Annotated in this window: 20 protein-coding genes; 9 read left to right on the top strand and 11 right to left on the bottom strand. The window is 63.0% G+C overall.

Annotated features, from left to right (window positions below):
- Nucleotides 1-49: 49 nt before the first annotated feature.
- The 3 genes from rpoZ to ACJRW5_RS21490 form a co-directional block, all read right to left on the bottom strand.
- The gene (rpoZ, locus tag ACJRW5_RS21500) at nt 50-313 is read right to left on the bottom strand and encodes a DNA-directed RNA polymerase subunit omega (protein WP_037051139.1); all 264 of its coding nucleotides are present in this window, start codon (nt 311-313) and stop codon (nt 50-52) included.
- Between the two features lie 94 nt (nt 314-407).
- Entirely contained in the window at nt 408-1,028 is a 621-nt protein-coding gene (gene gmk / locus ACJRW5_RS21495) for a guanylate kinase (protein WP_484572523.1), read from the bottom strand.
- A 59-nt stretch (nt 1,029-1,087) separates the two neighbouring features.
- Nucleotides 1,088-1,951 (bottom strand): YicC/YloC family endoribonuclease, encoded by an 864-nt coding sequence (locus ACJRW5_RS21490; protein ID WP_484572522.1) that lies wholly within the window; start codon nt 1,949-1,951, stop codon nt 1,088-1,090.
- Between the two features lie 185 nt (nt 1,952-2,136).
- On the opposite strand from ACJRW5_RS21490, the gene rph reads away from it, so the two are divergent.
- From rph to ACJRW5_RS21475, 3 genes are read left to right on the top strand one after another with little or no spacing between them, the layout of a single operon-like run.
- Complete coding sequence (rph, locus tag ACJRW5_RS21485) at nt 2,137-2,856, top strand: ribonuclease PH (RefSeq protein WP_484572521.1); 720 nt, start codon at nt 2,137-2,139, stop codon at nt 2,854-2,856.
- A 26-nt stretch (nt 2,857-2,882) separates the two neighbouring features.
- Nucleotides 2,883-3,254 carry a DUF4870 domain-containing protein gene (locus ACJRW5_RS21480; RefSeq protein WP_484572520.1) on the top strand — a complete coding sequence of 124 codons (372 nt, stop codon included), beginning with the start codon at nt 2,883-2,885 and terminating at the stop codon, nt 3,252-3,254.
- A gap of 49 nt (nt 3,255-3,303) precedes the next feature.
- A complete protein-coding gene (locus tag ACJRW5_RS21475; protein ID WP_484572519.1) occupies nt 3,304-3,990 on the top strand; it encodes a tetratricopeptide repeat protein in 687 nt (228 codons plus the stop codon).
- A 43-nt stretch (nt 3,991-4,033) separates the two neighbouring features.
- On the opposite strand, the gene ACJRW5_RS21470 is transcribed toward ACJRW5_RS21475, so the two are convergent.
- Nucleotides 4,034-4,813 (bottom strand): exodeoxyribonuclease III, encoded by a 780-nt coding sequence (locus tag ACJRW5_RS21470; protein ID WP_484572518.1) that lies wholly within the window; start codon nt 4,811-4,813, stop codon nt 4,034-4,036.
- An 81-nt stretch (nt 4,814-4,894) separates the two neighbouring features.
- Between ACJRW5_RS21470 and pyrE the strand changes: the two genes are divergently transcribed.
- Both pyrE and ACJRW5_RS21460 read left to right on the top strand, forming a co-directional pair.
- A complete protein-coding gene (gene pyrE, locus ACJRW5_RS21465; RefSeq protein WP_484572517.1) occupies nt 4,895-5,536 on the top strand; it encodes an orotate phosphoribosyltransferase in 642 nt (213 codons plus the stop codon).
- Nucleotides 5,537-5,556: 20 nt separating this feature from the next.
- Complete coding sequence (locus ACJRW5_RS21460; RefSeq protein ID WP_484572516.1) at nt 5,557-6,159, top strand: DUF4124 domain-containing protein; 603 nt, start codon at nt 5,557-5,559, stop codon at nt 6,157-6,159.
- A 137-nt stretch (nt 6,160-6,296) separates the two neighbouring features.
- Here the strand turns inward: ACJRW5_RS21460 and argB are convergent, their stop codons facing one another.
- Genes argB through coaBC form a run of 4 tightly spaced genes read right to left on the bottom strand, consistent with a single transcriptional unit; the run spans nt 6,297 to nt 11,518 of the window.
- Entirely contained in the window at nt 6,297-7,202 is a 906-nt protein-coding gene (argB, locus tag ACJRW5_RS21455; protein WP_484572515.1) for an acetylglutamate kinase, read from the bottom strand.
- Nucleotides 7,203-7,225: 23 nt separating this feature from the next.
- The gene (locus ACJRW5_RS21450; protein ID WP_484572514.1) at nt 7,226-9,814 is read right to left on the bottom strand and encodes a phosphomannomutase/phosphoglucomutase; all 2,589 of its coding nucleotides are present in this window, start codon (nt 9,812-9,814) and stop codon (nt 7,226-7,228) included.
- A gap of 37 nt (nt 9,815-9,851) precedes the next feature.
- A complete protein-coding gene (dut, locus tag ACJRW5_RS21445; RefSeq protein ID WP_484572513.1) occupies nt 9,852-10,307 on the bottom strand; it encodes a dUTP diphosphatase in 456 nt (151 codons plus the stop codon).
- 2 nt (nt 10,308-10,309) lie between these two features.
- Nucleotides 10,310-11,518, bottom strand: coding sequence for a bifunctional phosphopantothenoylcysteine decarboxylase/phosphopantothenate--cysteine ligase CoaBC (gene coaBC, locus ACJRW5_RS21440; RefSeq protein ID WP_484572512.1), 1,209 nt, complete (start codon nt 11,516-11,518; stop codon nt 10,310-10,312).
- 356 nt (nt 11,519-11,874) lie between these two features.
- Here coaBC and radC point away from each other — a divergent pair, with 356 nt between their 5' ends.
- Complete coding sequence (gene radC, locus ACJRW5_RS21435; protein WP_484572511.1) at nt 11,875-12,549, top strand: RadC family protein; 675 nt, start codon at nt 11,875-11,877, stop codon at nt 12,547-12,549.
- Nucleotides 12,550-12,672: 123 nt separating this feature from the next.
- On the opposite strand, the gene ACJRW5_RS21430 is transcribed toward radC, so the two are convergent.
- Nucleotides 12,673-14,250 carry an ABC transporter substrate-binding protein gene (locus ACJRW5_RS21430; RefSeq protein WP_484572510.1) on the bottom strand — a complete coding sequence of 526 codons (1,578 nt, stop codon included), beginning with the start codon at nt 14,248-14,250 and terminating at the stop codon, nt 12,673-12,675.
- Nucleotides 14,251-14,595: 345 nt separating this feature from the next.
- Between ACJRW5_RS21430 and rpmB the strand changes: the two genes are divergently transcribed.
- The 3 genes from rpmB to ACJRW5_RS21415 all read left to right on the top strand — a co-directional run bounded on the left by rpmB (nt 14,596) and on the right by ACJRW5_RS21415 (nt 16,504).
- A complete protein-coding gene (gene rpmB / locus ACJRW5_RS21425; RefSeq protein WP_003242523.1) occupies nt 14,596-14,832 on the top strand; it encodes a 50S ribosomal protein L28 in 237 nt (78 codons plus the stop codon).
- 10 nt (nt 14,833-14,842) lie between these two features.
- Entirely contained in the window at nt 14,843-14,998 is a 156-nt protein-coding gene (gene rpmG / locus ACJRW5_RS21420; RefSeq protein WP_003457707.1) for a 50S ribosomal protein L33, read from the top strand.
- Nucleotides 14,999-15,289: 291 nt separating this feature from the next.
- On the top strand, nt 15,290-16,504 hold the full coding sequence (locus ACJRW5_RS21415) for an HDOD domain-containing protein (RefSeq protein WP_484572509.1): 1,215 nt from the start codon (nt 15,290-15,292) through the stop codon (nt 16,502-16,504).
- Here the strand turns inward: ACJRW5_RS21415 and ACJRW5_RS21410 are convergent.
- Both ACJRW5_RS21410 and ACJRW5_RS21405 read right to left on the bottom strand, forming a co-directional pair.
- Nucleotides 16,492-19,371: an EAL domain-containing protein gene (locus ACJRW5_RS21410; RefSeq protein WP_484572508.1), complete on the bottom strand. Its 2,880-nt coding sequence runs from the start codon at nt 19,369-19,371 to the stop codon at nt 16,492-16,494. The two genes, ACJRW5_RS21415 and ACJRW5_RS21410, sit on opposite strands and share 13 nt — an antisense overlap.
- Nucleotides 19,372-19,567: 196 nt before the next feature.
- Nucleotides 19,568-20,626: a fatty acid desaturase gene (locus tag ACJRW5_RS21405; RefSeq protein WP_484572507.1), complete on the bottom strand. Its 1,059-nt coding sequence runs from the start codon at nt 20,624-20,626 to the stop codon at nt 19,568-19,570.
- Nucleotides 20,627-20,672 lie beyond the last annotated feature (46 nt).

The following is a 20,672-nucleotide window of genomic DNA, read 5'->3' as shown; positions in this document are numbered from 1 at the left end:
CGGATGACTGGCCTCGTGCTGCGAGCGACTTCGACCCGGCATCATCGACTTACAGAGGCTCGTTGGCCTCTTCCTCGAAGGCAGCGAACAGCGGCTCTTCTTCAACGATGTCTTCCTGGGCGACGATCTCGGCATCAACCAGGCCAGCAGCGATTTCGCGCAGGGCGACGACGGTCGGCTTGTCGTTTTCCCAGGCGACCTTCGGCTCCTTGCCGCCGGTGGCCAGTTGGCGCGAACGCTTGGTCGCGAGCATGACCAGTTCGAAGCGGTTATCAACGTTGTCCAGGCAATCTTCGACGGTAACGCGAGCCATGGTGTTCCTCGTAACGTGTGCGGATAAGCTTGGCCCGAGCGGGCGAGCGGACTGAATAGTTTAAAAAATCACCAGCGACAATGGAAGCGCTGTTTTACGCCAGCAGCTCGCTGAGCAGGCCAGCATGACGCTGTTGCTGCTGCGATTGTGCCAGCTGGTTGCTGCGGAAGATCGCCTTGAGGTCGCTCAGGGCGTGGTTGAAGTCATCGTTGATCACCAGGTAGTCGTATTCGACATAGTGGCTCATCTCGCTGACGGCTTCACGCATGCGCCGCTCGATGGTCTCGCCGCTGTCCTGGCCGCGGCTGGTCAGGCGGTGGCGCAGAGCCTCCTGGGTCGGCGGCAGGATGAAGATGCTCTTGGACTGTGGCATCAGCTTGCGCACCTGCTGCGCGCCCTGCCAGTCGATCTCCAGGATCAGGTCGAAGCCTTCGGCCAGGGTCTGTTCGACCCACTTCTGCGAGGTGCCGTAGAAATTGTCGAAGACCTGGGCGTGCTCGAGAAACTCGCTGCGCTCGATCATGGCATTGAATTGCGCATGCTCGACGAAGTGATAGTTCACCCCGTCCTGCTCGCCTGGACGCATGGCGCGGGTGGTGTGCGAAACCGAGACGCGGATCTGCACTTCGCTGTCGATCAGGGCCTTGACCAGGCTGGTCTTGCCGGCGCCGGAGGGTGCGGAAACGATGTAGAGGGTGCCGGTGGTGGTGGCCATGAAAGAAGCGTCCTGAAAAACGTTGAGCGAAAGAAAGATAGCAGCCGTCTGGGCTGGCGTTACTCGATATTCTGCACCTGCTCGCGCATCTGCTCGATCAACACTTTCAGGTTGACCGCCGCCTGCGTACTGCGCGGGTCGAAGGCCTTGGAGCCTAGCGTGTTGGCTTCGCGGTTGAGTTCCTGCATCAGGAAGTCCAGGCGCCGACCCGCAGCACCACCGGCCTTGAGCACACGGCGCACTTCGCTGACGTGAGTGCTGAGGCGGTCGAGTTCTTCGGCGACGTCACTCTTTTGCGCCAGCAGCACCAGCTCCTGTTCCAGGCGTTGCGGGTCGAGTTCGGCCTGCATCTCGGCGAAGCGTGCCTCGATCTTGGCGCGCTGGCCGGCGAGCATCTGCGGCACCAGCTCACGCAAGGCGGCGACTTCCTGAAGAATGGCGTCGAGGCGCTCACCCAGCAGCTTGGCCAGCTCGGCGCCCTCGCGTGCGCGACCGGCTTTGAGTTCGCCAAGGGTTTCGCCGAACAGTTTGAGGGCTGCGGCATTGAGTGCCTGCGGGTCGGCCGAGTCGGCCACCAGCACGCCGGGCCAGGCCAGCACTTCCAGCGGGTTGAGCGGAGCCGGTTGCTGAATCAGTGCTGCAACCTGTTCGGCCGCCGCGACCAGTTGCCGGGCGCGCTCGCTGTCGACCTGCAGCTGCTTGCCCGCAGCTTCTTCGGCGAAGCGCAGGGTGCACTCCACCTTGCCGCGCGACAGGCCCTGGCGCAGGGCTTCGCGCACCGCGCCTTCGAGATCGCGGAAGGCCTCGGGCAGGCGCAGATGCGGCTCCAGATAACGATGATTGACCGAGCGCACTTCCCAGCTCAGGGTGCCGTGGGCGGTTGCCTGCTCGTTGCGGGCAAAGGCCGTCATGCTGTGAACCATGGGATACCTCGCGTCATTCGGCTCGAAAAACGCAGGATTGTAGCCCAGGCCGCACAGCCATTTCATGCCTGGCTGATCAGGCGCAATCCGGCCTGCCATCAGCCAACGCCAATTCGGCATGTCGTCGTGGTCTACGGCCCTCTATAATGCGGGCTGTTTTCACTTAACGAAGTAGGTATCGCTCGATGAAACGTCCCAGTGGCCGCGCCGCCGATCAGTTGCGCTCGATTCGCATCACCCGCAACTACACCAAGCACGCCGAGGGCTCGGTGCTGGTCGAGTTCGGCGATACCAAGGTGATCTGCACCGTCAGCGTCGAGTCCGGCGTGCCGCGCTTCCTGAAAGGTCAGGGTCAGGGCTGGCTGACTGCCGAGTACGGCATGTTGCCGCGTGCCACTGGCGATCGAAACCAGCGCGAAGCCAGCCGTGGCAAGCAGGGCGGCCGTACGCTGGAGATCCAGCGTCTGATCGGTCGCTCGCTGCGCGCTGCGCTGGACATGAGCAAGCTGGGCGAGAACACCCTGTACGTCGACTGCGACGTGATCCAGGCCGACGGCGGTACCCGCACCGCCTCGATCACCGGTTCCATGGTGGCACTGATCGACGCGCTGAAGGTGCTGAAGAAGCGTGGCTCGCTCAAGGGCGAACCGCTCAAGCAGATGATCGCTGCGGTGTCGGTGGGCATCTACCAGGGCGAGCCGGTGCTGGACCTGGACTACCTGGAAGATTCCGCCGCCGAGACCGACCTCAACGTGGTGATGACCAACGCCGGTGGTTTCATCGAGGTGCAGGGCACTGCCGAGGGTGCGCCTTTTCAGCCTGAAGAGTTCAATGCCATGCTGGCACTGGCGCAGAAGGGCATGAACGAAATCTTCGAACTGCAGAACGCCGCGCTGGCCGACTGAATATTCCCCGAGCAAGGAGCACCAGTATGAACGATGAGATGCAGAATCCGCTTCCGACCCCCGGCCAGGAAGCTCGCCAGTGGGCCATGTTCTGTCACTTCGCAGCGTTTTTCGGGCTGGTGTTTCCTTTCGGCAATCTGCTGGGGCCGCTGATCGTCTGGCAGGTGAAGAAAGATTCGGATCCCTTTGTCGACGCGCAGGGCAAGGAGGCGCTGAACTTTCAGATCAGCGTCTCACTGGCTGCCGTGGTGTGCTTCATTCTGATGGTGGTGGTGATCGGCTTCCCGCTACTCATGCTGCTGGGCTTGGCCGCACTGGTGCTGACCATCATTGCCGGGATCAAGGCCAACGAGGGACAGCCGTATCGCTATCCGTTCAGCTGGCGCCTGATCAAGTAAAGAGTCGAAAGGATGGAGCGACTGCTCCATGTCAGGGAAGGTAGATTTGATGAATGTGCGCATTTGGGCGCTGGCGCTGTTTTTCTCAGGGCTGCTCGGTTGTGGCGATGCTACTCAAGCTCTGGCTGAGAAGGCGAAGCTGCAGGCGTTGAGAGTCGAGGCGTCGCAGTTACATGATGCGGGGCAGTCGCGGCAGGCGATTGCCAAGTTCGAAGAGGTGGTCAGCAGTAGCGTCGCGACGGATGCGGAAAAGGCTCACGCACTTCGCTTCATATCGCTGGGCTATTACGAGTTGGGTGAGTTTCCGCGCTCAGGAGAGTATGCGGCCAAGGCTGCGGCCTACTATCCCCAGGGCTCCTACGATTATCTGGTGAACATGGCCGATGCCGACCTCATGCAGGGGCGAGTGGCGGATGCCGCCACCAAGCTCGAGCAGGCGCATGCTTTGGCGCCCCGTGGGCTGGCGGCCAATAACGTGCTGGGGTTGTTGTATCTGGGTGATAACGGCGAGCAGTATTCCGACTACCGCAAGGCGCTTGCCTATAACCAGGCGGCGTTCGAGATCGAGCCGGGGCGTATCACCGAGATAGCGCTGGTACGTAACTACCTCGCCCTGCAGGAATACGAGCAGGCTCATGTTCATCTGCTCGATCTGAGTCAGCGCTATGCCGATGACGGCTATGTGCGCAAGCTGCTGCTGCAGGCCGAGAGCGGCTTGCAGCAGAGCGATGAGTGACAGAAGAAAGCCGGCGATAAGCCGGCTTTTTCATGGCTGTCGGTCAGATGCTGAGAATCCAGTCATAGTCGACGATCAGCGGCGCATGCTGGGAGAAGCGCGGCTGACGTGGCAGGCGTGCGCTACGTACGCTGCGGCGCATGCCCGGCGTCAGTATCTGGTAGTCGAAGCGATAGCCCAGGTTGAGCATCTCCGCCTGCTCGCTGTCCGGCCACCAGCTGAACTGGTCGCCTTCGCGACTGACTTCGCGCAGGGCGTCGACGTAACCCATGTTGCCGATCACCTCGTCCATCCAGGCGCGTTCTGGCGCTAGGAACCCAGGTGATTGCTGGCAGTCGCGCCAATTCTTCACGTCCAGCTTCTGGTGTGCGACATGCAGCGAGCCACAGTAGATGTACTCGCGGCGCTTGCGTCTTTGCTTGTCCAGATAATGGGTGAAGTCGTCCATGAACTTGAATTTCTGGTTCAAGCTCTCGTCCCCGTCTCGTCCCGAAGGCAGGAGCAGGGTGGCAATACTGACTTTGTCGAAGTCGGCCTGCAGGTAGCGCCCGTAGCGATCGGCCATTTCAAAGCCGAGGCCGCTGATCACCGCCTTGGGTTGCAACCGCGAGTAAAGTGCCACGCCACCTTGGCTGGGTACTTCACCATCGCATGCATAGAGGAAATAGCCATCCAGTTGGAAGGCTTGGTCGTCCAGTTCAAAGGCAGAGGCACGGGTGTCTTGCAGGCAGATCACGTCGGCATTCTGGGCTTGCAGCCAGCTGAGCAATCCACGCTCGGCCGCAGCCTGAATACCATTCACGTTCACACTGATGATCCGCATAAATGGCCCCTAAAAACACGTGCGTGTATGATACCCGAGCTCACCTCATTTAGCTAAATCCGTGCCGTCCGGGACTTTTTCATGCAAGCGTACCAGCGCGATTTCATTCGCTTTGCCATCGAACGCGGTGTTCTGCGTTTCGGTCAGTTCACCCTCAAATCCGGGCGTACCAGTCCCTATTTCTTCAATGCCGGCCTGTTCGACAGCGGCCTGGCGCTGGCGCAGCTGGGGCGTTTCTATGCGGCGGCCATCGTCGACAGCGGCATCGACTTCGATGTGCTGTTCGGCCCGGCCTACAAGGGCATTCCGCTGGCTGCGACCACCGCAGTGGCCCTGGCCGAGCACCACGGCCGCGACCTGCCCTGGTGTTTCAACCGCAAGGAAGCCAAGGATCATGGCGAAGGTGGCACGCTGGTTGGCGCGCCGCTCGAAGGGCGTGTGCTGATCGTCGACGATGTGATCACCGCAGGCACTGCCATTCGGGAGGTGATGCAGATCATCCATGGGCAGGGCGCGCAGGCGGCCGGCACGCTGATCGCGCTGAACCGCCAGGAGCGTGGTCAGGGCGAGCTTTCGGCGATTCAGGAGGTCGAACGCGACTTCGGTATGCCGGTAGTGAGCATCGTGTCACTGCAACAGGTACTGGAATATCTGGCAGGGGATGCTGAACTGAAGCAATATCTTCCGGCTGTCGAAGCCTATCGCGCCGAGTACGGAATCTAGTCCTAGCACAAGGTAGTCCTATGTCTGCACCGCTCCTGACCCGCTGTACGCTGCTGTTGAGCTTGCTGCTGCCATTGTCCGGAGTGGCCACTGAGCTTTACCGCTACGTCGACGACAAGGGTGTCACGGTGCTCAGCCGCCAGGGCGTGCCGCCCGAATTCATCGGCAAGGGGTACGAGGTGCTGAACGATCAGGGGCGCGTGGTGCGGGTGATTCCGCCAGCGCCGACGCCCGAAGAGTTCGCCCGTATGCAGGCTGAGAAGGCGCGTGCCAGCAGTGATGCGAAGTTGCTGCGTCTTTACACCAACCTTAACGATGTCGACCGCGCGCGCGAACGCAAGCTGGCCGAGCTCGACAGTGTCACCAACGTGGCGCGAGGTAACCTGCAGTCGGTTCGCACGCAGCAGGCCAATCTGCAGAGCCAGGCAGCCGATCATGAGCGCGCAGGGCGCCAGGTGCCGGAGAATCTGCTGGTGCAGATCAACAATCTCAAGGAAGAACAGCAGCGGCTGTTGCGCGATATCGTGCGCTACAAGGAAGCACGTGCTCAGGCCGAGGCAGGCTTCGCTGCTGATCGTGCGCGCCTGGCCGAGTTATTCGGCGAACCGCAGAACAAGCCCTGACGTTCAGCTCAGCGGCGCAATCGTTTCGAAATTCTCGATCTTTGCCTGAATCAGTGCGGCAGCAGTGTGTTGCAGCATGTCGCGCCCTCTCCCGCAAGCGGGAGAGGGGCATCAGAAGGCCGCGCAGCGGCCGTTGCTTATGGGCGCTTGCGGTTGCTGATCATGGTGCCGTTACCGATATCGGTGAAAATTTCCAATAGAACGGCATTCGGCACGCGGCCATCGATGATGTGCGAGCTGGTCACGCCACCCTGCACTGCTTCCAGGGCGCACTTGATCTTCGGCAGCATGCCGCCGTAGATGGTGCCATCGGCGATCAGCTCGTTGACCTGCTCGGTAGTCAGACCGGTGAGCACGTCGCCCTGCTTGTTCATCAGGCCGGTGATGTTGGTCAGTAGCATCAGCTTCTCGGCTTTCAGCGCTTCGGCTACCTTGCCGGCTACCAGGTCGGCATTGATGTTGTAGGACTCGCCATCCGGGCCGACGCCGATGGGCGCGATGACCGGAATGAAGTCGCCCTTGACCAGCATGTTCAGCAGGTCGGTATTGACCCCGGTGACCTCGCCGACATGGCCGATATCGATGATTTCCGGTTGGGTCATTTCCGGTGCCTGACGGGTGACCTTGAGCTTGCGTGCGCGGATCAGGCCAGCATCCTTGCCGGTCAGGCCGATGGCGCTGCCACCATGCTGGTTGATCAGGTTGACGATGCTCTTGTTGACCTGGCCGCCCAGCACCATTTCCACCACGTCCATGGTGGCGGTGTCGGTGACGCGCATGCCATCGATGAAGTGGCTTTCGATGGACAAGCGCTTGAGCAGGTCGCCAATTTGCGGACCGCCGCCGTGGACCACCACCGGGTTGATGCCAACAGCCTTCATCAACACGATGTCACGGGCGAAGCCCTGCTTGAGATCCTCGCTTTCCATGGCGTTGCCGCCGTACTTGATCACCAGGGTCTTGCCGACGAAGCGGCGGATATAAGGCAGGGCTTCGGACAGTACCTTGGCAACCTGGGCGGCGGCATCACGCTCGAGGGTCATGCGGGGCTCCTGGAACAAATCGATCAAAAGGGCAGCTGCAGGTCAGGGGCGACCTTGAGCAACTGGCTGCGGAATACATCCTGGATACGCTCCAGCTCTTCCTGGGTGTCGGCCTCGAAGCGCAGCACCAGCACCGGCGTAGTGTTGGAGGCGCGGATCAGGCCCCAGCCCTTGGGATAATCGACGCGCACACCGTCGATGCTGGTGATGTTCGCTTCGCCCCACTGGCCTTCACGCTGCAGGCGCTCGATCATGCCGAACTTGGTCTGCTCGGTCACCTTGATGTTGATTTCCGGTGTGGAAATGTCGCTGGGGAAGGCGCTGAACACATGCTCGGCGTCGCGCTTGTCGAGGCTGAGGATTTCCAGCAGGCGTGCGGCGCTGTAAATGCCGTCGTCGAAACCATACCAGCGTTCCTTGAAGAAGATATGGCCGCTCATTTCGCCTGCGAGCAGGGCGCCGGTTTCCTTCATCTTCTTCTTGATCAGCGAGTGGCCGGTCTTCCACATCACCGGGCGGCCGCCGTAGCCGCTGATCAACGGGGTCAGGCGGCGGGTGCATTTGACGTCGAAGATGATGTCCGCACCGGGGTTGCGCGAGACCACGTCCTTGGCGAACAGCATCAGCAGGCGGTCTGGGTAGACGATGCTGCCAGTGTTGGTGACGACGCCGACACGGTCACCGTCGCCGTCGAAGGCCAGGCCCAGGTCGGCGTTCTCGGATTTGACGCGGGCGATCAGGTCGACCAGGTTCTCCGGCTTGCCCGGGTCCGGATGGTGGTTGGGGAAGGTGCCATCCACTTCGCAATACAGGGGGATCACGCTGCAGCCGAGGGCCTCGATCAGTTGCGGGGCGATCACGCCGGCCGCGCCGTTGCCGCAGTCGACCACCACGCGCAGCGGCTTGGCCAGGGCGATGTCGTCACGGATGGTCTTGAAGTAACGCTCCAACACGTCGACCTGTTGCACGGTACCAACGCCAGTGGCCAGGTCGTTGTCGTCCAGGCGGGTTTTCAGTGCCTGGATCTGCTCGTTGGCCAGGGTGTCGCCAGCGATGATGATCTTGAAGCCGTTGTAGTCCGGCGGGTTGTGGCTGCCGGTGAGCATCACGGCCGAGCGGCCTTCCAGTACGTTGGCCGCGAAGTACACCACCGGAGTCGGCACCATGCCGATATCGGTCACTTCGCAACCGCAGTCGAGCAGGCCTTGCACCAGTTGTTGCAGCAGCTCCGGGCCGGAAAGGCGGCCGTCGCGGCCGACGATGACCTTGGGCTCGCCCTGGGCCAGGCTCTGCGAACCGATGGCGCGGCCAATCCAGTAGGCGTATTCGGCGGTCAGGGTGTCACCCACCACGCCACGGATGTCATAGGCGCGGAAGATGTCGGCGGGAAGTTTCGGGGCGCTTTGGCTAGTCGTCATTGCGGTGCTCTGCTCCAGTCCCAGGAGATCCTGGTCTTCATCGAGAATGTCGATATCGAGGATATCGGTGTCCTGGAACAGCGGATCGACCAGCTCGGCGGGCTTGGCAGCGGGCGGAGCGACGGGGGCCGCAGCTGTTCCTGTAGCGGGTGTGATACTGCCTTCAGAATGACTGCGACGCGGCAGCCGGGCCAGGCTCTGAGCCAGTGCATCAAGTGCTGGCACGCTGAGGCTGAAGGCTTTGACGTTTTTGCCGGCAGAGAGTTCTTTGAGCATTTGCCCGAGTTGTCTGGCATCGCCGTTGACCTGGCTTTGCAGGGCGCTGCGTACCAGGATCAGGCCGATCAGGGCACCGCCGAGGGCGAGCAGGGCGGCGAGGCCGAGCATCAGGGGCGCGATGCTGCCCTGCGCCAGGCCAGGGCCTGGAGTGAAGGTGATCTTCCAGTTCGGATTGCCAGTGGCGAATGTCTGTGTGCTGCCGTCGCCTGGCTGGCCTCGTTGCAGTAGGACTTGCGCCGGGGTATTGGCGAATTGTTGTACCAGCTGCAGCTGGCCATACTCGGCGGGGAGTGGTGGCAGTGCTGCGAGCAGGCGCCCGAGGTCGAAGGCCAGCAGCAGAGTGCCTTGCGCCGGCTGGCTCTCGCTCAGGCGCAGCGTCACCGCGCTGTAGGCCAGCCAGCGCTGGCCGACCCGATAGGCTTCGATGGCGGGTTGCTGGCCGCTCTCGGCGCGGCGCAGCATATCAAGACCGGCAAAGTTCATCGGCGCTGCGCGGCTGGTGTTCTGCACGGCTTCGCTGCGACGGTTGAGGTGGGCATCGATGACGCCGTCCCAGTAGCCCAGGCGCCGCTCGGCTTCGCTGACCTGCAGGCTGTCGCCACTCTGCAGGGCTTGAAGCAGCTCTGGGTTGCGCGCTGCAGCGAGGCTGTCGGCCTGCATCTGCTTGAGCGCCTGCTGCACGGCGGCCGCCTGGCTACTGCCAATGGCGTGGGTCAGTTCGGCCTGGCGTGCCTGGTCGCCGCTGCTTTGCACGAACCAGAGCAGCGCACCTCCTGCGCCGACCCCAAGCAGGGCGGCCAGCAGGCCTGGCAGCATTGCTCCAAGCGCGGGCTGCGCTGCTTTACGCCGGGTTTTCTCCGGTGTGATGCTGGCGGAGGAGTCGGCTTCCTTGGCGTTGCGCTTGAACAGTTTCACGTGGCTGCTCCTAGGCGGGTCGTCCTGCGGGAAAGGGTCAGTGGCTGCCGGAGTGGCCGAAGCCGCCGGTGCCGCGTTGGGATTCGTCGAACTGTTCGACCAGCTCGAAGTGCGCCTGCACCACCGGTACCAGCACCAGCTGCGCGATGCGCTCACCTATGGCGATGGTGAAAGGCGTCTGGCCGCGGTTCCAGCACGACACCATCAGCTCGCCTTGGTAGTCCGAGTCGATCAGGCCGACCAGATTGCCCAGGACGATGCCGTGTTTGTGGCCGAGCCCCGAGCGCGGCAGGATCATCGCGGCCAGGCCCGGGTCGCCGATATAGATCGACAGGCCGGTGGGAATCAGTACGGTCTGGCCGGGCTCGAGGACGATGTCCTCCTTGAGCATGGCGCGCAGATCGAGACCGGCGGAGCCGGGAGTGGCGTACTGTGGCAGCGGGAATTGCTGGCCGAGGCGAGGATCGAGGATCTTGGCTTGCAGAGCGTGCATGGTCAGTTCTTGTTCAAACGGTCGGCGATGAGTGTGATCAACTGGCGGGCGATCTTGCCCTTGCTGGTCTGAGCAAAGCTGGTTTGCTGCAGTTCGCGGTCGATCACGGTGATGGCGTTCTCTTCACTATTGAAGCCGATGCTGGGGTTGGCCACATCGTTGGCGACGATCAGGTCGAGATTCTTGTCGCGCAGCTTGCGCGAGGCGTATTCGAGCAGGTTCTCGGTTTCCGCGGCAAAGCCCACGCTGAACGGGCGGTCGTCGCGTCCGGCGATGGTGGCGAGGATATCCGGGTTGCGCACCATTTGCAGGAGCATCCCCTCACCGCTGGTGGGGTCTTTCTTCAATTTGTGCTGTGCGACCACTTCCGGGCGGTAATCGGCTACGGCGGCGGCGGCGATCAGTACGTCGCAGGGCATCGCTGCTTCGCAGGCGGCAAGCATGTCGCGGGCGCTGATCACATCGATACGACTGACCCGATCCGGCGTCGGCAGGTGCACAGGGCCGCTGACCAGGGTCACCTTGGCGCCGGCTTCGGCGGCGGCTTCAGCCAGCGCGAAGCCCATCTTGCCGGAGCTGTGATTGGTGATGTAGCGCACCGGGTCGATGTTTTCCTGGGTCGGGCCGGCAGTGATCAGCACATGCAGGCCGTCCAGCGCCTGGCGCTGGAAGCAGTCGGCGGCCAGATCGGCCAGCTCGGTGGGTTCGAGCATGCGCCCCAGGCCGACATCGCCGCAGGCCTGGCTGCCGGACGCCGGACCGAACAGGCGCATGCCACGCCGCTGCAGCAATTCGAGGTTGGCCTGGGTGGCGTCGTCACGCCACATGGCCTGATTCATGGCCGGCGCCAGAGCGATCGGGGCGTCGGTAGCCAGTACCAGAGTGGTCAGCAGATCGTTGGCGATGCCCTGGGCCAGGCGTGCGATCAGGTCTGCGGTGGCCGGCGCGATGAGGATCAGGTCGGCCCAGCGTGCCAGCTCGATATGGCCCATCGCCGCTTCGGCTGCCGGGTCGAGCAGGTCGAGGTGAACAGGGTGGCCGGAGAGGGCCTGCAGGGTCAGCGGGGTAATGAACTCGCGTCCGCCTTGGGTCATCACCACGCGGACTTCGGCGCCCTGATCCTTGAGTCGGCGAACCAGTTCGGCGCTCTTGTAGGCAGCAATACCGCCCCCCACGCCGACAATGATGCGTTTGCGATACAGCCGCTGCATAGGCTTGCCTTTTATATACCGGTGGATGTGCGCCACGTGACCAACGCCTCCCCAGGCCGGCCTCGTGTAAAAAGATGGGCTACGATAGCACAGCGCCCGCAGCGGAACAGCGGGCGCCTGGCTAGATGAGGCGCCTCTAAAAAACGTAGGCGAGGCAGCCAGCACAAGGCAAAAACAAGCGAAACGACCGACGAGAGTAACAGCCGAAGGCTGGCCCGTAGGGCGAACGCAGTAAGTCAAAAGCGGAGTTTACGAGCTGTAAATGAGTATTTTGATCGGACTCGCGCACGAGCTTGTTTTTAACGCAGTGATGGCAACGCAGATAGTTTTTAGAGGTGCTGTACAGGGAGGTGTGCATGAGCATTCGTGATTGGCCCGCGGCGGAGCGTCCGCGGGAAAAACTGCTGGCACAGGGCGCTGCTGCGCTGACCGATGCCGAGTTGCTGGCGATCTTCCTGCGTACCGGCGTGTCCGGCTGCAGTGCGGTGGATCTGGCGCGGCGTCTGCTCAACGAGTTCGGCAGCCTGCGCACATTGCTGGAGGCCGAGTTGCCTGACTTCAGTCAGCATCTCGGCCTCGGTCCGGCCAAGTACGCGCAATTACAGGCGGTGCTGGAGATGGCCAGGCGGCATCTGGCCGAGCGTCTGCGCCGCGATTCGGCGCTGGAAAGCCCGCAGGCGGTGCGCGATTACCTCAAGGCGCAGCTGCGCCATGAACCGCATGAGGTGTTCGGCTGCCTGTTCCTCGATGCCAAGCACCGCGTGCTGGCCTTCGAGGTGCTGTTTCGCGGCAGCATAGACAGTGCCAGCGTGTACCCCCGGCAGGTGGTCAAACGTTCGCTGGCCAACAATGCGGCGGCGGTCATCCTCACGCACAACCACCCTTCCGGTGTCTCCGAGCCGAGCCAGGCTGATCGCGTGCTGACCCAACGGCTCAAGGACGCGCTGGCGCTGGTCGAGGTGCGTGTGCTCGATCACTTCATCGTCGGTGAGGGCGAGCCGCTGTCGATGGCCGAGCTGGGCTGGATGTAGGGGCGGCGCACTGACGGTAGGAGCGGATTTATCCGCGATCCTGGCGGCTCGGTGCCCGCCCCATCGCGGATAAATCCGCTCCTACATTGCGTAGGGTGGGCTTTAGCCCACCATGTTGACGACTTACGGCGACATTTGTACCGAGGCAAAATCCTGCCGGCCGAACGGGCTGACCTTGTAGCCTTGTACCTTGTCGCTGAGTAGTGCGAAGGCGGTGGGGTGGGCCAGTGGCAGCCACAATGCCTGCTCCTGGATGACCTTCTGCGCCTGTTGGTAGAGGCGGCTGCGTTCGGCCTGGTCGTTGCTGGTCTTGCCGTCGGCGATCAGCTTGTCCAGTGCTTTGTCGCAATAGCGGGCGAAGTTGAGGCCGGACTCGACCGAGGCGCAGGCGAATTGCGGGGTGAGGAAGTTGTCCGGGTCACCGTTGTCGCCGGCCCAGCCCATGAACAGCAGGTCATGCTCGCCGGCCTTGGCCCGGCGGATCAGTTCGCCCCATTCGATCACGCGAATCTCGGCATCGATGCCGACCTTGGCCAGGTCGGCTTGCAGCAATTGCGCGCCTAGGCTGGGGTTGGGGTTGAGCAGGCTGCCGCTCGGGCGCGTCCAGATGGTGGTCTTGAAACCGTCCGCCAGGCCGGCCTCGGTGAGCAGGGCGCGGGCTTTCTCCGGCTCATGGGCGTAACCGGGCAGCTCGCGGGCGTAGCTCCAGGTATTGGGCGGGTAAGGGCCATTGGCCGGCTCGGCACTGCCTTCGAACACGGCCTTGACGTAGCTGGCCTTGTCGAACGCCAGGTTGATGGCCTGGCGTACCTGCGGCTTGTCCAGTGGTGGGTGCTGACTGTTGACGCCGACGAATGCGGTCATGAAAGCGGCGGTCTGCGCGCTTTTCAGCTTGGTGTCGTCAGCGATGGCCTGCACGTCCTGTGGCTTCGGCGACAGGGCGATATGGCACTCGCCGCGGCGCAGTCTCTGCAAACGCACGTTGCTGTCCGGGGTGATGGCGAAGACCACCTTGTCCACCGCAGGTTTACCGGCGAAGTAGTCCGGATTGGCGCGGTAGCGGACCACGGCATCCTTCTGGAAACGCTCGAAAATGAAGGGGCCAGTGCCGATTGGCGCGTTGTTGAGCTTCTCCGGCGTGCCGGCTGCAAGCAGTTGCTCGGCGTACTCGGCCGGATAGATCGAGGCGAAGCCCATGCTCAGAGTGGCGAGGAAGGTGGCATCGCGACGATTCAGGGTGATGCGCACGCTGTGGGTGTCCGTTGCCTCGACCTTGGCGATCAGGCTCGGCCACTGCATCGACTGGGCGTGTGGATAACCGCTGGCAGCGACGTTGTGCCAGGGATGCGCGGAGTCGAGCATGCGCTGGAAGCTGAACAGTACGTCCTCGGCGTTCAGGTTGCGGCTGGGGGTGAAGTCGGCGCTACGGTGAAAATGCACGTCATCGCGCAGCTGGAAGTCGTAGGTCAGACCGTCGGCGGAGACCGACCAGCTACGCGCCAGGCTCGGCAGCAGTTCACCGCGCTCGGCGTCGAACTCCACCAGACGGTTCATCAGCATGTCGGCCGATGCGTTGGTGGTGGTCAGCGAGTTGTACTGCACCACGTCGAAGCCCTCCGGACTGGCCTCGGTACACACGCTGAGGGTCGCGGCCTGGACAAGAATCGGGGTGCACAGCAAAGTGGCGAGCAGCAGGCGCATGGGGGCTCCTCATTCCTTGTGTAGATGGCAAGTCTGCAACCCTAGTCGATTTGCCGGGTGCTGAATACCTTTGCGAGGCGACGAGCGGTCGAATCGGGATAGAGGCTTGAAGGGCTCGCTCCCTGGGGCGTTCGCGGTTCTGGCCTGACTTTTTATCCTGCGCTTTCCCTTGTTGCCCCTGGGGCTTTCTGGTATAAAGCAGCGCTCTTTTCTAGGGGCCCGGTTCTTGCGCTATCCAGTGCGCCCGGTAAGACCCTCGAGAAACGCGGCGCTGAGCGCCAATGACATTGAGTTTAAGCGGCCAACCCATGCCGGGTTGGGCATGTGGTTTTAGAGGGCTGAGGCATGTCGAGAGTCTGTCAAGTTACCGGTAAGGGTCCGGTAACCGGGAACAACATTTCCCACGCAAACAACAAAACCCGTCGTCGTTTCCTGCCGAACCTGCAGCACCATCGCTTCTGGGTCGAGTCCGAGAAGCGCTTCGTGCGTCTGCGCGTATCTGCCAAAGGCATGCGCGTCATCGACAAGCGTGGCATCGACGTAGTGCTGGCTGAGCTGCGCGCTCGCGGCGAAAAGGTTTAAGGAGAGAGTCATGCGTGAACTGATCCGTTTGGTGTCCAGCGCCGGTACCGGCCACTTTTACACCACCGACAAGAACAAGCGCACTACCCCCGACAAGATCGAAATCAAGAAATTCGATCCGGTCGTACGTAAGCACGTGATCTACAAGGAAGCCAAGATCAAGTAATTGATCGGCTACCTGTCGAAGAAGCCCGCCCTTACCGGCGGGCTTTTTTATTTCTACCCGGGCCATCGCACGTCATGAATGTGTCTGGGTGCTTGCTGGTCATGGCAGGCGCTGCTGCGCGACGCCCTCGTGCAAATTTTTGCGCACAATGGCCTGATGCAGCTGACGTGATGCAAAGCCCCGGTTTAGACTGCGGCGTTGCCAGGGAACTGACCTCTTCCTCAGGTTTGCAGTGGATGCAGGCGTATGTGGGTTCTGGCATCCACCTTCGCCACCCGTCCAGAGGCTCGCATGACCGCTTCAGCCCATCCCGTGGAAGTCCTGATCGCCGAGGCTGATCCCTGGACGTCCAATCTGCTGCAGCAATTGGTGCTCGACGTGCGAGGTGATGCACGCGTGTTGCAGGTCAGTGATGGCCAGGCTGCGCTGGCGCGCTGCAAGCGGCGTCTGCCTGATCTGGTGATCGCCGACGGTGAACTGCCGGGGCTCGATGGCGTCGAGTTGCTGCGTCAGTTGCGCCGTCATCCGCGTACACCGGCTCTGCCCTTCGTATTGATCAGCGGTCGCCTGGATGCCAGTAGCGTGCGCGCTGCCCGCCCGCTTGCCCCCAGTGCCTACCTGGCCAAGCCCTTCAATGCCGAGAGTCTGCGTCAGCGTCTGCGTGGGCTGTTGCCCTCGCCAGTCGGCGAGCTCCTGTTGCCGGTGCCGCTGCTGGTCAGCGAGCTGCGTGACTTTCTCGACACGGTGCGTGAGGAAGGGCAGGGTGCGCCGCTGCTCAGCGATGTACGCAATGCTGTCAGTCAGGGCCTGCAGGCCGGCGAGCGGGATCTGGGTGAACTGGAGGCGGTGTTCGGCGCCGACCCGCAGATCACCGCTCTGCTGATCGCCGCTGCCAATACCGCTGCGCAGCATCAGGGCGTGCCCTGCCACACGCTCGCCCATGCGCTACAGCGCCTGGGTGTGGCGCGCACGTTGAACCTGGTGCTGGGGCTGGCCCTGCAGCGCAATGTGCAGTTGCGTGATCCGCGTCTGGCCGAGCTGGCCACGTATACCTGGCAGCGGGCCAGGCGTAGCGCCGATCTGGCGCGGTGGCTGGCAAGTGAGCTGAAGCTCGACGCCGAGCTTTGCTACACCGCGGGTCTGTTGCACAACCTGGGTGAATTGGCCGTGTTGCGCAGCCTGCAGGACTGGCAGGAGGCAGGTGGCGAACTGAGCAACGAGCAGATCGACGATGCCATGCAGCGGCGGGCGGCCAGCTTCGGCTCCGCGTTGCGGATTCGCTGGCGCCTGCCTTTCGGTTTGCGTGAATTGATCGCGGCATTTTACGGCCTGGGCAGCGGCGTCTTCTCGCGCGAGGCATTGGTGCTCAACCTCAGCGGCCTGCTGTTGGCGCTGCCAGCCAACCAGCTGCCGAGCAGCCTGGCCGATGCGCGTTGCGTGCGCATGCTGCGCTTGGATCCGGCGGTGCTCGAACGTTTGCCAGCGGAGCTCTATCAGGCTTCCTGAGTGCCGTGACGGCGGACCCCGTCAGCCAGCTGGCTCAGCGGCTGCGGGCGACCGACGAAGTAACCCTGCGCATAGTCGATGCCGAGGCGGCGCAGACAGTCCAGGCTGGCCTGGGTCTCGACGAACTCGGCGACGGTGAGCAGGCCGAGCTGGCCGGCGATCTGGCGCATCGAGCCAACCATGGCCTGGTTGATCGGATCGTGCTCGATACCGCTGATGAAGCTGCCGTCGATCTTGAGAATGTCCAGCGGTAGATGGCGCAGGTAGGCGTAGGAGGCGAAGCCGCTGCCGAAGTCGTCCAGGGCGATTCTCAGGCCCTGGCTGCGCAGCTCCTCTATCCATTGTGCGGATACGCCCAGCTCGCCCAGGGCCACCATTTCCGTGACCTCGATGCACAGCTTGCCGGGTGGTAGGCCATGCTGCTGCAGTTCCTCCTGCAGCAGGCGGTGGAAGCTGCTATCGAGCAGAGAGCTGGCGCTGAGGTTGACGTTGACCTGAGACAGTTGCGCCAGATGTCCTGGGTTGGCGGCCAGCCACGCGCACAGGTGCTGGATCACCCAGCGATCGATGGCGCCGAGAAAGTCATAGCGCGCTGCCGCGTCGAGAAACTGCGCGGGACTGATCCAGTCGCCACTTTGCGGGTCGCGATAACGCAGCAGCACCTCGTAATGCAGGCCGCTCGAAGCCTGCTGCAGCGCCCGTACCGGCTGGAAGAACAGCTCGAAATGGCCGCGTTCGGTGGCTTCGCGCAGGCGGGTTATCCATTGCAGCTGGCGCTGGTGCTCGAGCAGGGCGCCATCGGCCGGGTTGAACTGCTGCACGCGGTTGCGCCCCTGATGCTTGGCCAGTTGGCTGGCGCTGCTGGCCCAATTGAGTGCGGTTTCCCAGTCGCGCACGCCTGAGCCAAGGGCAAGCATGCCGATGCTGGTGTGCAGGCGGAATGGGCGCCCTTGCCAGGTAAAGAGGAATTGCTCGACGCTGCGGCGCAACTGCTCGGCCTGGCTCAGCGCGGCCTCGTCGTCCACCTCGCGCAGGAGCACGGCGAATTCGTCACCGCCAACCCGGGCCAGCTGCGCATGCCGCGGTAGCTGATGCAGTAACTGGCTGGCCAGCTGCTTGAGCAACTGGTCGCCGGCGGAATGTCCGCAGAGGTCGTTGACCTGCTTGAAGCGATCCAGCCCCAGCAGCAACAAGTGGCTGAAGCGCTGCCTGGCGCCGCCGCTGAGGGTCTCCGAGAGCAATCGCTCCAACTCACGGCGATTGAGCAGGCCGGTCAGCGCGTCATGGGCGGCCAGTTGCTGCAGACGCTCCTCCAGCGCGCGGCGCTCGCTGAGGTCGACCACTATGCCTTCGATGCAGTCCTGATGCTGGCGCAGGTGCAGCGACAGATAGACCCAGCGCGGGCGCTGTTCGAGGTCATACAGCTGACACTCGCAGTTGGCCGTCCCGTTCTGCGCATCCAGCTGCGACAGCAACTCATGCCACTGCGATTCGCCGACCAGGGTGGGCAGGGAGAGTTCGCCGAGGTTCTCCGGCAGTTTCTCGCGGCCCAGCAGGCGCGCCAGGCTGGGATTAGCTTCTTGCATCTGGCCATCGCGATGGCAGCGGAAAATGCCTTCACCGCTGTGACGGAACAGCGCCTGGTACTGCGCCAGATTGTCGATGGCCTGAGCCTGGCTGCTCATCAGCACACGGCGTACGCGTTCCAGCTGTTTGTCCAGCAGGGCGCCGAACAGCAGCATGCTCAGGGCCGGCAAGTAGGCGTACATGGCGTAGAAGCCCGCAGGCAGCGGGACCAACGCGGCACGGCCCAGCGGCACCAGCAGCATCAGGATCAGGGCCGCGCTCCAGCACAGCAGGTAGCCGGGCGCGTACGGGCGGCGCTGGCGGACACCGATGATCAGGAGCAGCAACTGGTACAGGCCGGTGGCCAGGATCAGTAGGTTCAGCACCTCATAGGCGCGCGGATGATCCACCAGCAGGCCGCCGACGCTGACCAGCAGGCTGGCGGCGAACAGTGCGTCGCGCAGCCAGCGCAGGCGCTTCAGGCGCAGGCCGAGGGCGCTGGCGATGAACAGCGAGCTGAAGATCATCATGCCGGCGGTGGGCAGGTTGACCAGCAGCTTCGGCAGCACCGGCCACTGCGGCCAGAGCAGCCCGGTGAGGTTGTAGATACTGGCGTTGTACAGTGCGGTGCTCAGCGAGGTCAGACCGAAACAGGCCAGCGGCCACTCGCGCAACGTGCTGTAGCGGATCAGGTAGAACAGCGCCAGGGCCAGCAGCGCGCCGACCAGCAGGCCGCTGCGCAGCCAGCCATGAGCGATCAGTTGCTGGCCCTGTGCGGCGCCGACCAGTTGCAGGGGCAGGTTGATCGCCGAATGACTCTGCACCCGCACCAGCAGGGTATGAGCACCATCGTCCAGGCGTGGCAGGTTGAGCAGAAATTGTGGATAGGGCTCGCCGCGCTCGCTGAAGGGGCGCTTCGAGCCACTGTAGAGCGGCCCCAGGGGGCGCTCTGCGTCGTACAGCCAGACTTCCAGATCGTCGAGAAATGTCTGGCCGACGATCAACTGCAGGCGTTCGGCCGCAGGTGCCTGTATCCGAAAGGCCATCCACCAGGCGCTGCGGGTGTAACCGATACGGGGTGTGCCCTCGATTGCTCTGCCCTGCGCCTCGATGCGTTGCAGCACCTCGCTTGCGGTCAGTTGAGCGCTGGGGTCTTCGAGCAACAGGCTGCGTTCGATGCTCACGGGCTCGTCCAGATCGGTTGCGCCGAGCTGGAGCAGCGGCAACGCAGCATTCGCCCAGGTCGGCAGCATGCAGACCAGGCAAAGTAGCGTCATCAGTGAGCGAAATGGGTGAAGCATCCGGGCGCCTCATTGCTACTGCGAGGGCGCCAGTGTCCAGTGGACGCTGCTCTGTCTTGTGGGAACGGTCAGGCGCAGATGAATTCTAGCTGACTGTCGGCCTGCTGATTGCGCGACGAGTCTCATCCACCAGGAAGAATATGCGGGGAAGCCAGGGCGACATCGCGGCGCGCGTGGCGCCGCTGTCGTGAGGGCATCAGGCGGTCTGGGTGCGTTGTTCCTGCGCTTGCCCGCGGCGGGTCCAGCGATTGGCGCGGGTGAAGGTGCCGAAGTCGTTGAAGCGCACGCCCATCTCGCGCATCACCCGGTGTGCGAAGGGCACGCTGAGCTGGCGAATGTAGAAGGGTTCCTTGACCACGAAATGGTGGATCGCATGGCTGCTTCCGAAGTTGAAGCAGAACGCCTGTAGCGGCCACAACCACCAGGGGTTGAGCACCTGGGTCTGCTGGATCACGTTGCCCGGCTCGACATCACCGTAGTAGTGCATGTTGGAACTGACGAAGTGCAGGCAGAAGGTGCGCAGCACATTGGGGCCGACCAGTACCACCACGGCGATATTCACCACCTCCATCAGGCTCAGCGTACTGGCCGACCAGGCGATGGGCGCGCCGAGGGCAGCGCTGGCCCAGTCCAGCAGATGGAAGCCGAGGAACAGGTACCAGGTCGCCCAGTTGAGCAGGCCTAGCGGCGCGTAGACTTTCAGCGTGCGGCTGAGGATCAGCCTGCGGTGGGCAGGATTCTTCGCCCGTAACCAGCGGATGAACGAACTCATCATATTGTCGCCGACCATCAGCAGGCGGGCGATGCCCCAGGGTTCGCCGTTGGTGATGGCGCGCTCCTCGGTATCGGCTTCGCTGCCGGACACCTTGTGATGGTTCAGGTGCAGGTGCCGGCGTACCCAGGGGTTGATGGTGCTCGGTCGGGCCAGCCAGACCAGCGCCAGCATCAGGTTGTGTGGCACCGGGCGCTTGCGGAAGTACATCGAGTGGATCAGGTCGTGTTCCAGCTCGTGAGTCAGCGAGGCGAAGAAGGCGTTGAGTAACAGGCACGCCCACCAGGGCAACTGGCCGCCGATATACAGGGCTGCCGAGCCGATCATGCCGAGCAGGGCGAAGGCCAGGATACCGGCCCCGAGTGCGTCCTGATGCTGCAGGATCGGGTAGCGCTGGCGCAGCGCATTGCCGTGGGCCATCACCTGTTCGCGGATATGCGCGGCGCGTTGCTGATCATTAAGGCTTGCGGGGGAGGGGGACATGCCGACATCCTCTTGTTATTGGGGTGTGACTTCACTGTGCCGTGAC

The organism is Pseudomonas pichavaramensis (genome assembly GCF_050473265.1).
Taxonomy (GTDB): domain Bacteria; phylum Pseudomonadota; class Gammaproteobacteria; order Pseudomonadales; family Pseudomonadaceae; genus Aquipseudomonas.
The sequence above is the reverse complement of the archived record's forward strand: the minus strand, read 5'-3'. Positions and strand labels throughout refer to the sequence as shown.

Excerpts from the sequence above, each read along its gene's own strand:
- rpoZ (WP_037051139.1), bottom strand. The coding sequence starts at position 313 with ATGGCTCGCGTTACCGTCGAAGATTGCCTGGACAACGTTGATAACCGC.
- gmk (WP_484572523.1), bottom strand. The coding sequence starts at position 1,028 with ATGGCCACCACCACCGGCACCCTCTACATCGTTTCCGCACCCTCCGGC.
- ACJRW5_RS21490 (WP_484572522.1), bottom strand. The coding sequence starts at position 1,951 with ATGGTTCACAGCATGACGGCCTTTGCCCGCAACGAGCAGGCAACCGCC.
- rph (WP_484572521.1), top strand. The coding sequence starts at position 2,137 with ATGAAACGTCCCAGTGGCCGCGCCGCCGATCAGTTGCGCTCGATTCGC.
- ACJRW5_RS21480 (WP_484572520.1), top strand. The coding sequence starts at position 2,883 with ATGAACGATGAGATGCAGAATCCGCTTCCGACCCCCGGCCAGGAAGCT.
- ACJRW5_RS21475 (WP_484572519.1), top strand. The coding sequence starts at position 3,304 with ATGAATGTGCGCATTTGGGCGCTGGCGCTGTTTTTCTCAGGGCTGCTC.
- ACJRW5_RS21470 (WP_484572518.1), bottom strand. The coding sequence starts at position 4,813 with ATGCGGATCATCAGTGTGAACGTGAATGGTATTCAGGCTGCGGCCGAG.
- pyrE (WP_484572517.1), top strand. The coding sequence starts at position 4,895 with ATGCAAGCGTACCAGCGCGATTTCATTCGCTTTGCCATCGAACGCGGT.
- ACJRW5_RS21460 (WP_484572516.1), top strand. The coding sequence starts at position 5,557 with ATGTCTGCACCGCTCCTGACCCGCTGTACGCTGCTGTTGAGCTTGCTG.
- argB (WP_484572515.1), bottom strand. The coding sequence starts at position 7,202 with ATGACCCTCGAGCGTGATGCCGCCGCCCAGGTTGCCAAGGTACTGTCC.
- dut (WP_484572513.1), bottom strand. The coding sequence starts at position 10,307 with ATGCACGCTCTGCAAGCCAAGATCCTCGATCCTCGCCTCGGCCAGCAA.
- coaBC (WP_484572512.1), bottom strand. The coding sequence starts at position 11,518 with ATGCAGCGGCTGTATCGCAAACGCATCATTGTCGGCGTGGGGGGCGGT.
- radC (WP_484572511.1), top strand. The coding sequence starts at position 11,875 with ATGAGCATTCGTGATTGGCCCGCGGCGGAGCGTCCGCGGGAAAAACTG.
- ACJRW5_RS21430 (WP_484572510.1), bottom strand. The coding sequence starts at position 14,250 with ATGCGCCTGCTGCTCGCCACTTTGCTGTGCACCCCGATTCTTGTCCAG.
- rpmB (WP_003242523.1), top strand. The coding sequence starts at position 14,596 with ATGTCGAGAGTCTGTCAAGTTACCGGTAAGGGTCCGGTAACCGGGAAC.
- rpmG (WP_003457707.1), top strand. The coding sequence starts at position 14,843 with ATGCGTGAACTGATCCGTTTGGTGTCCAGCGCCGGTACCGGCCACTTT.
- ACJRW5_RS21415 (WP_484572509.1), top strand. The coding sequence starts at position 15,290 with ATGACCGCTTCAGCCCATCCCGTGGAAGTCCTGATCGCCGAGGCTGAT.
- ACJRW5_RS21410 (WP_484572508.1), bottom strand. The coding sequence starts at position 19,371 with ATGCTTCACCCATTTCGCTCACTGATGACGCTACTTTGCCTGGTCTGC.
- ACJRW5_RS21405 (WP_484572507.1), bottom strand. The coding sequence starts at position 20,626 with ATGTCCCCCTCCCCCGCAAGCCTTAATGATCAGCAACGCGCCGCGCAT.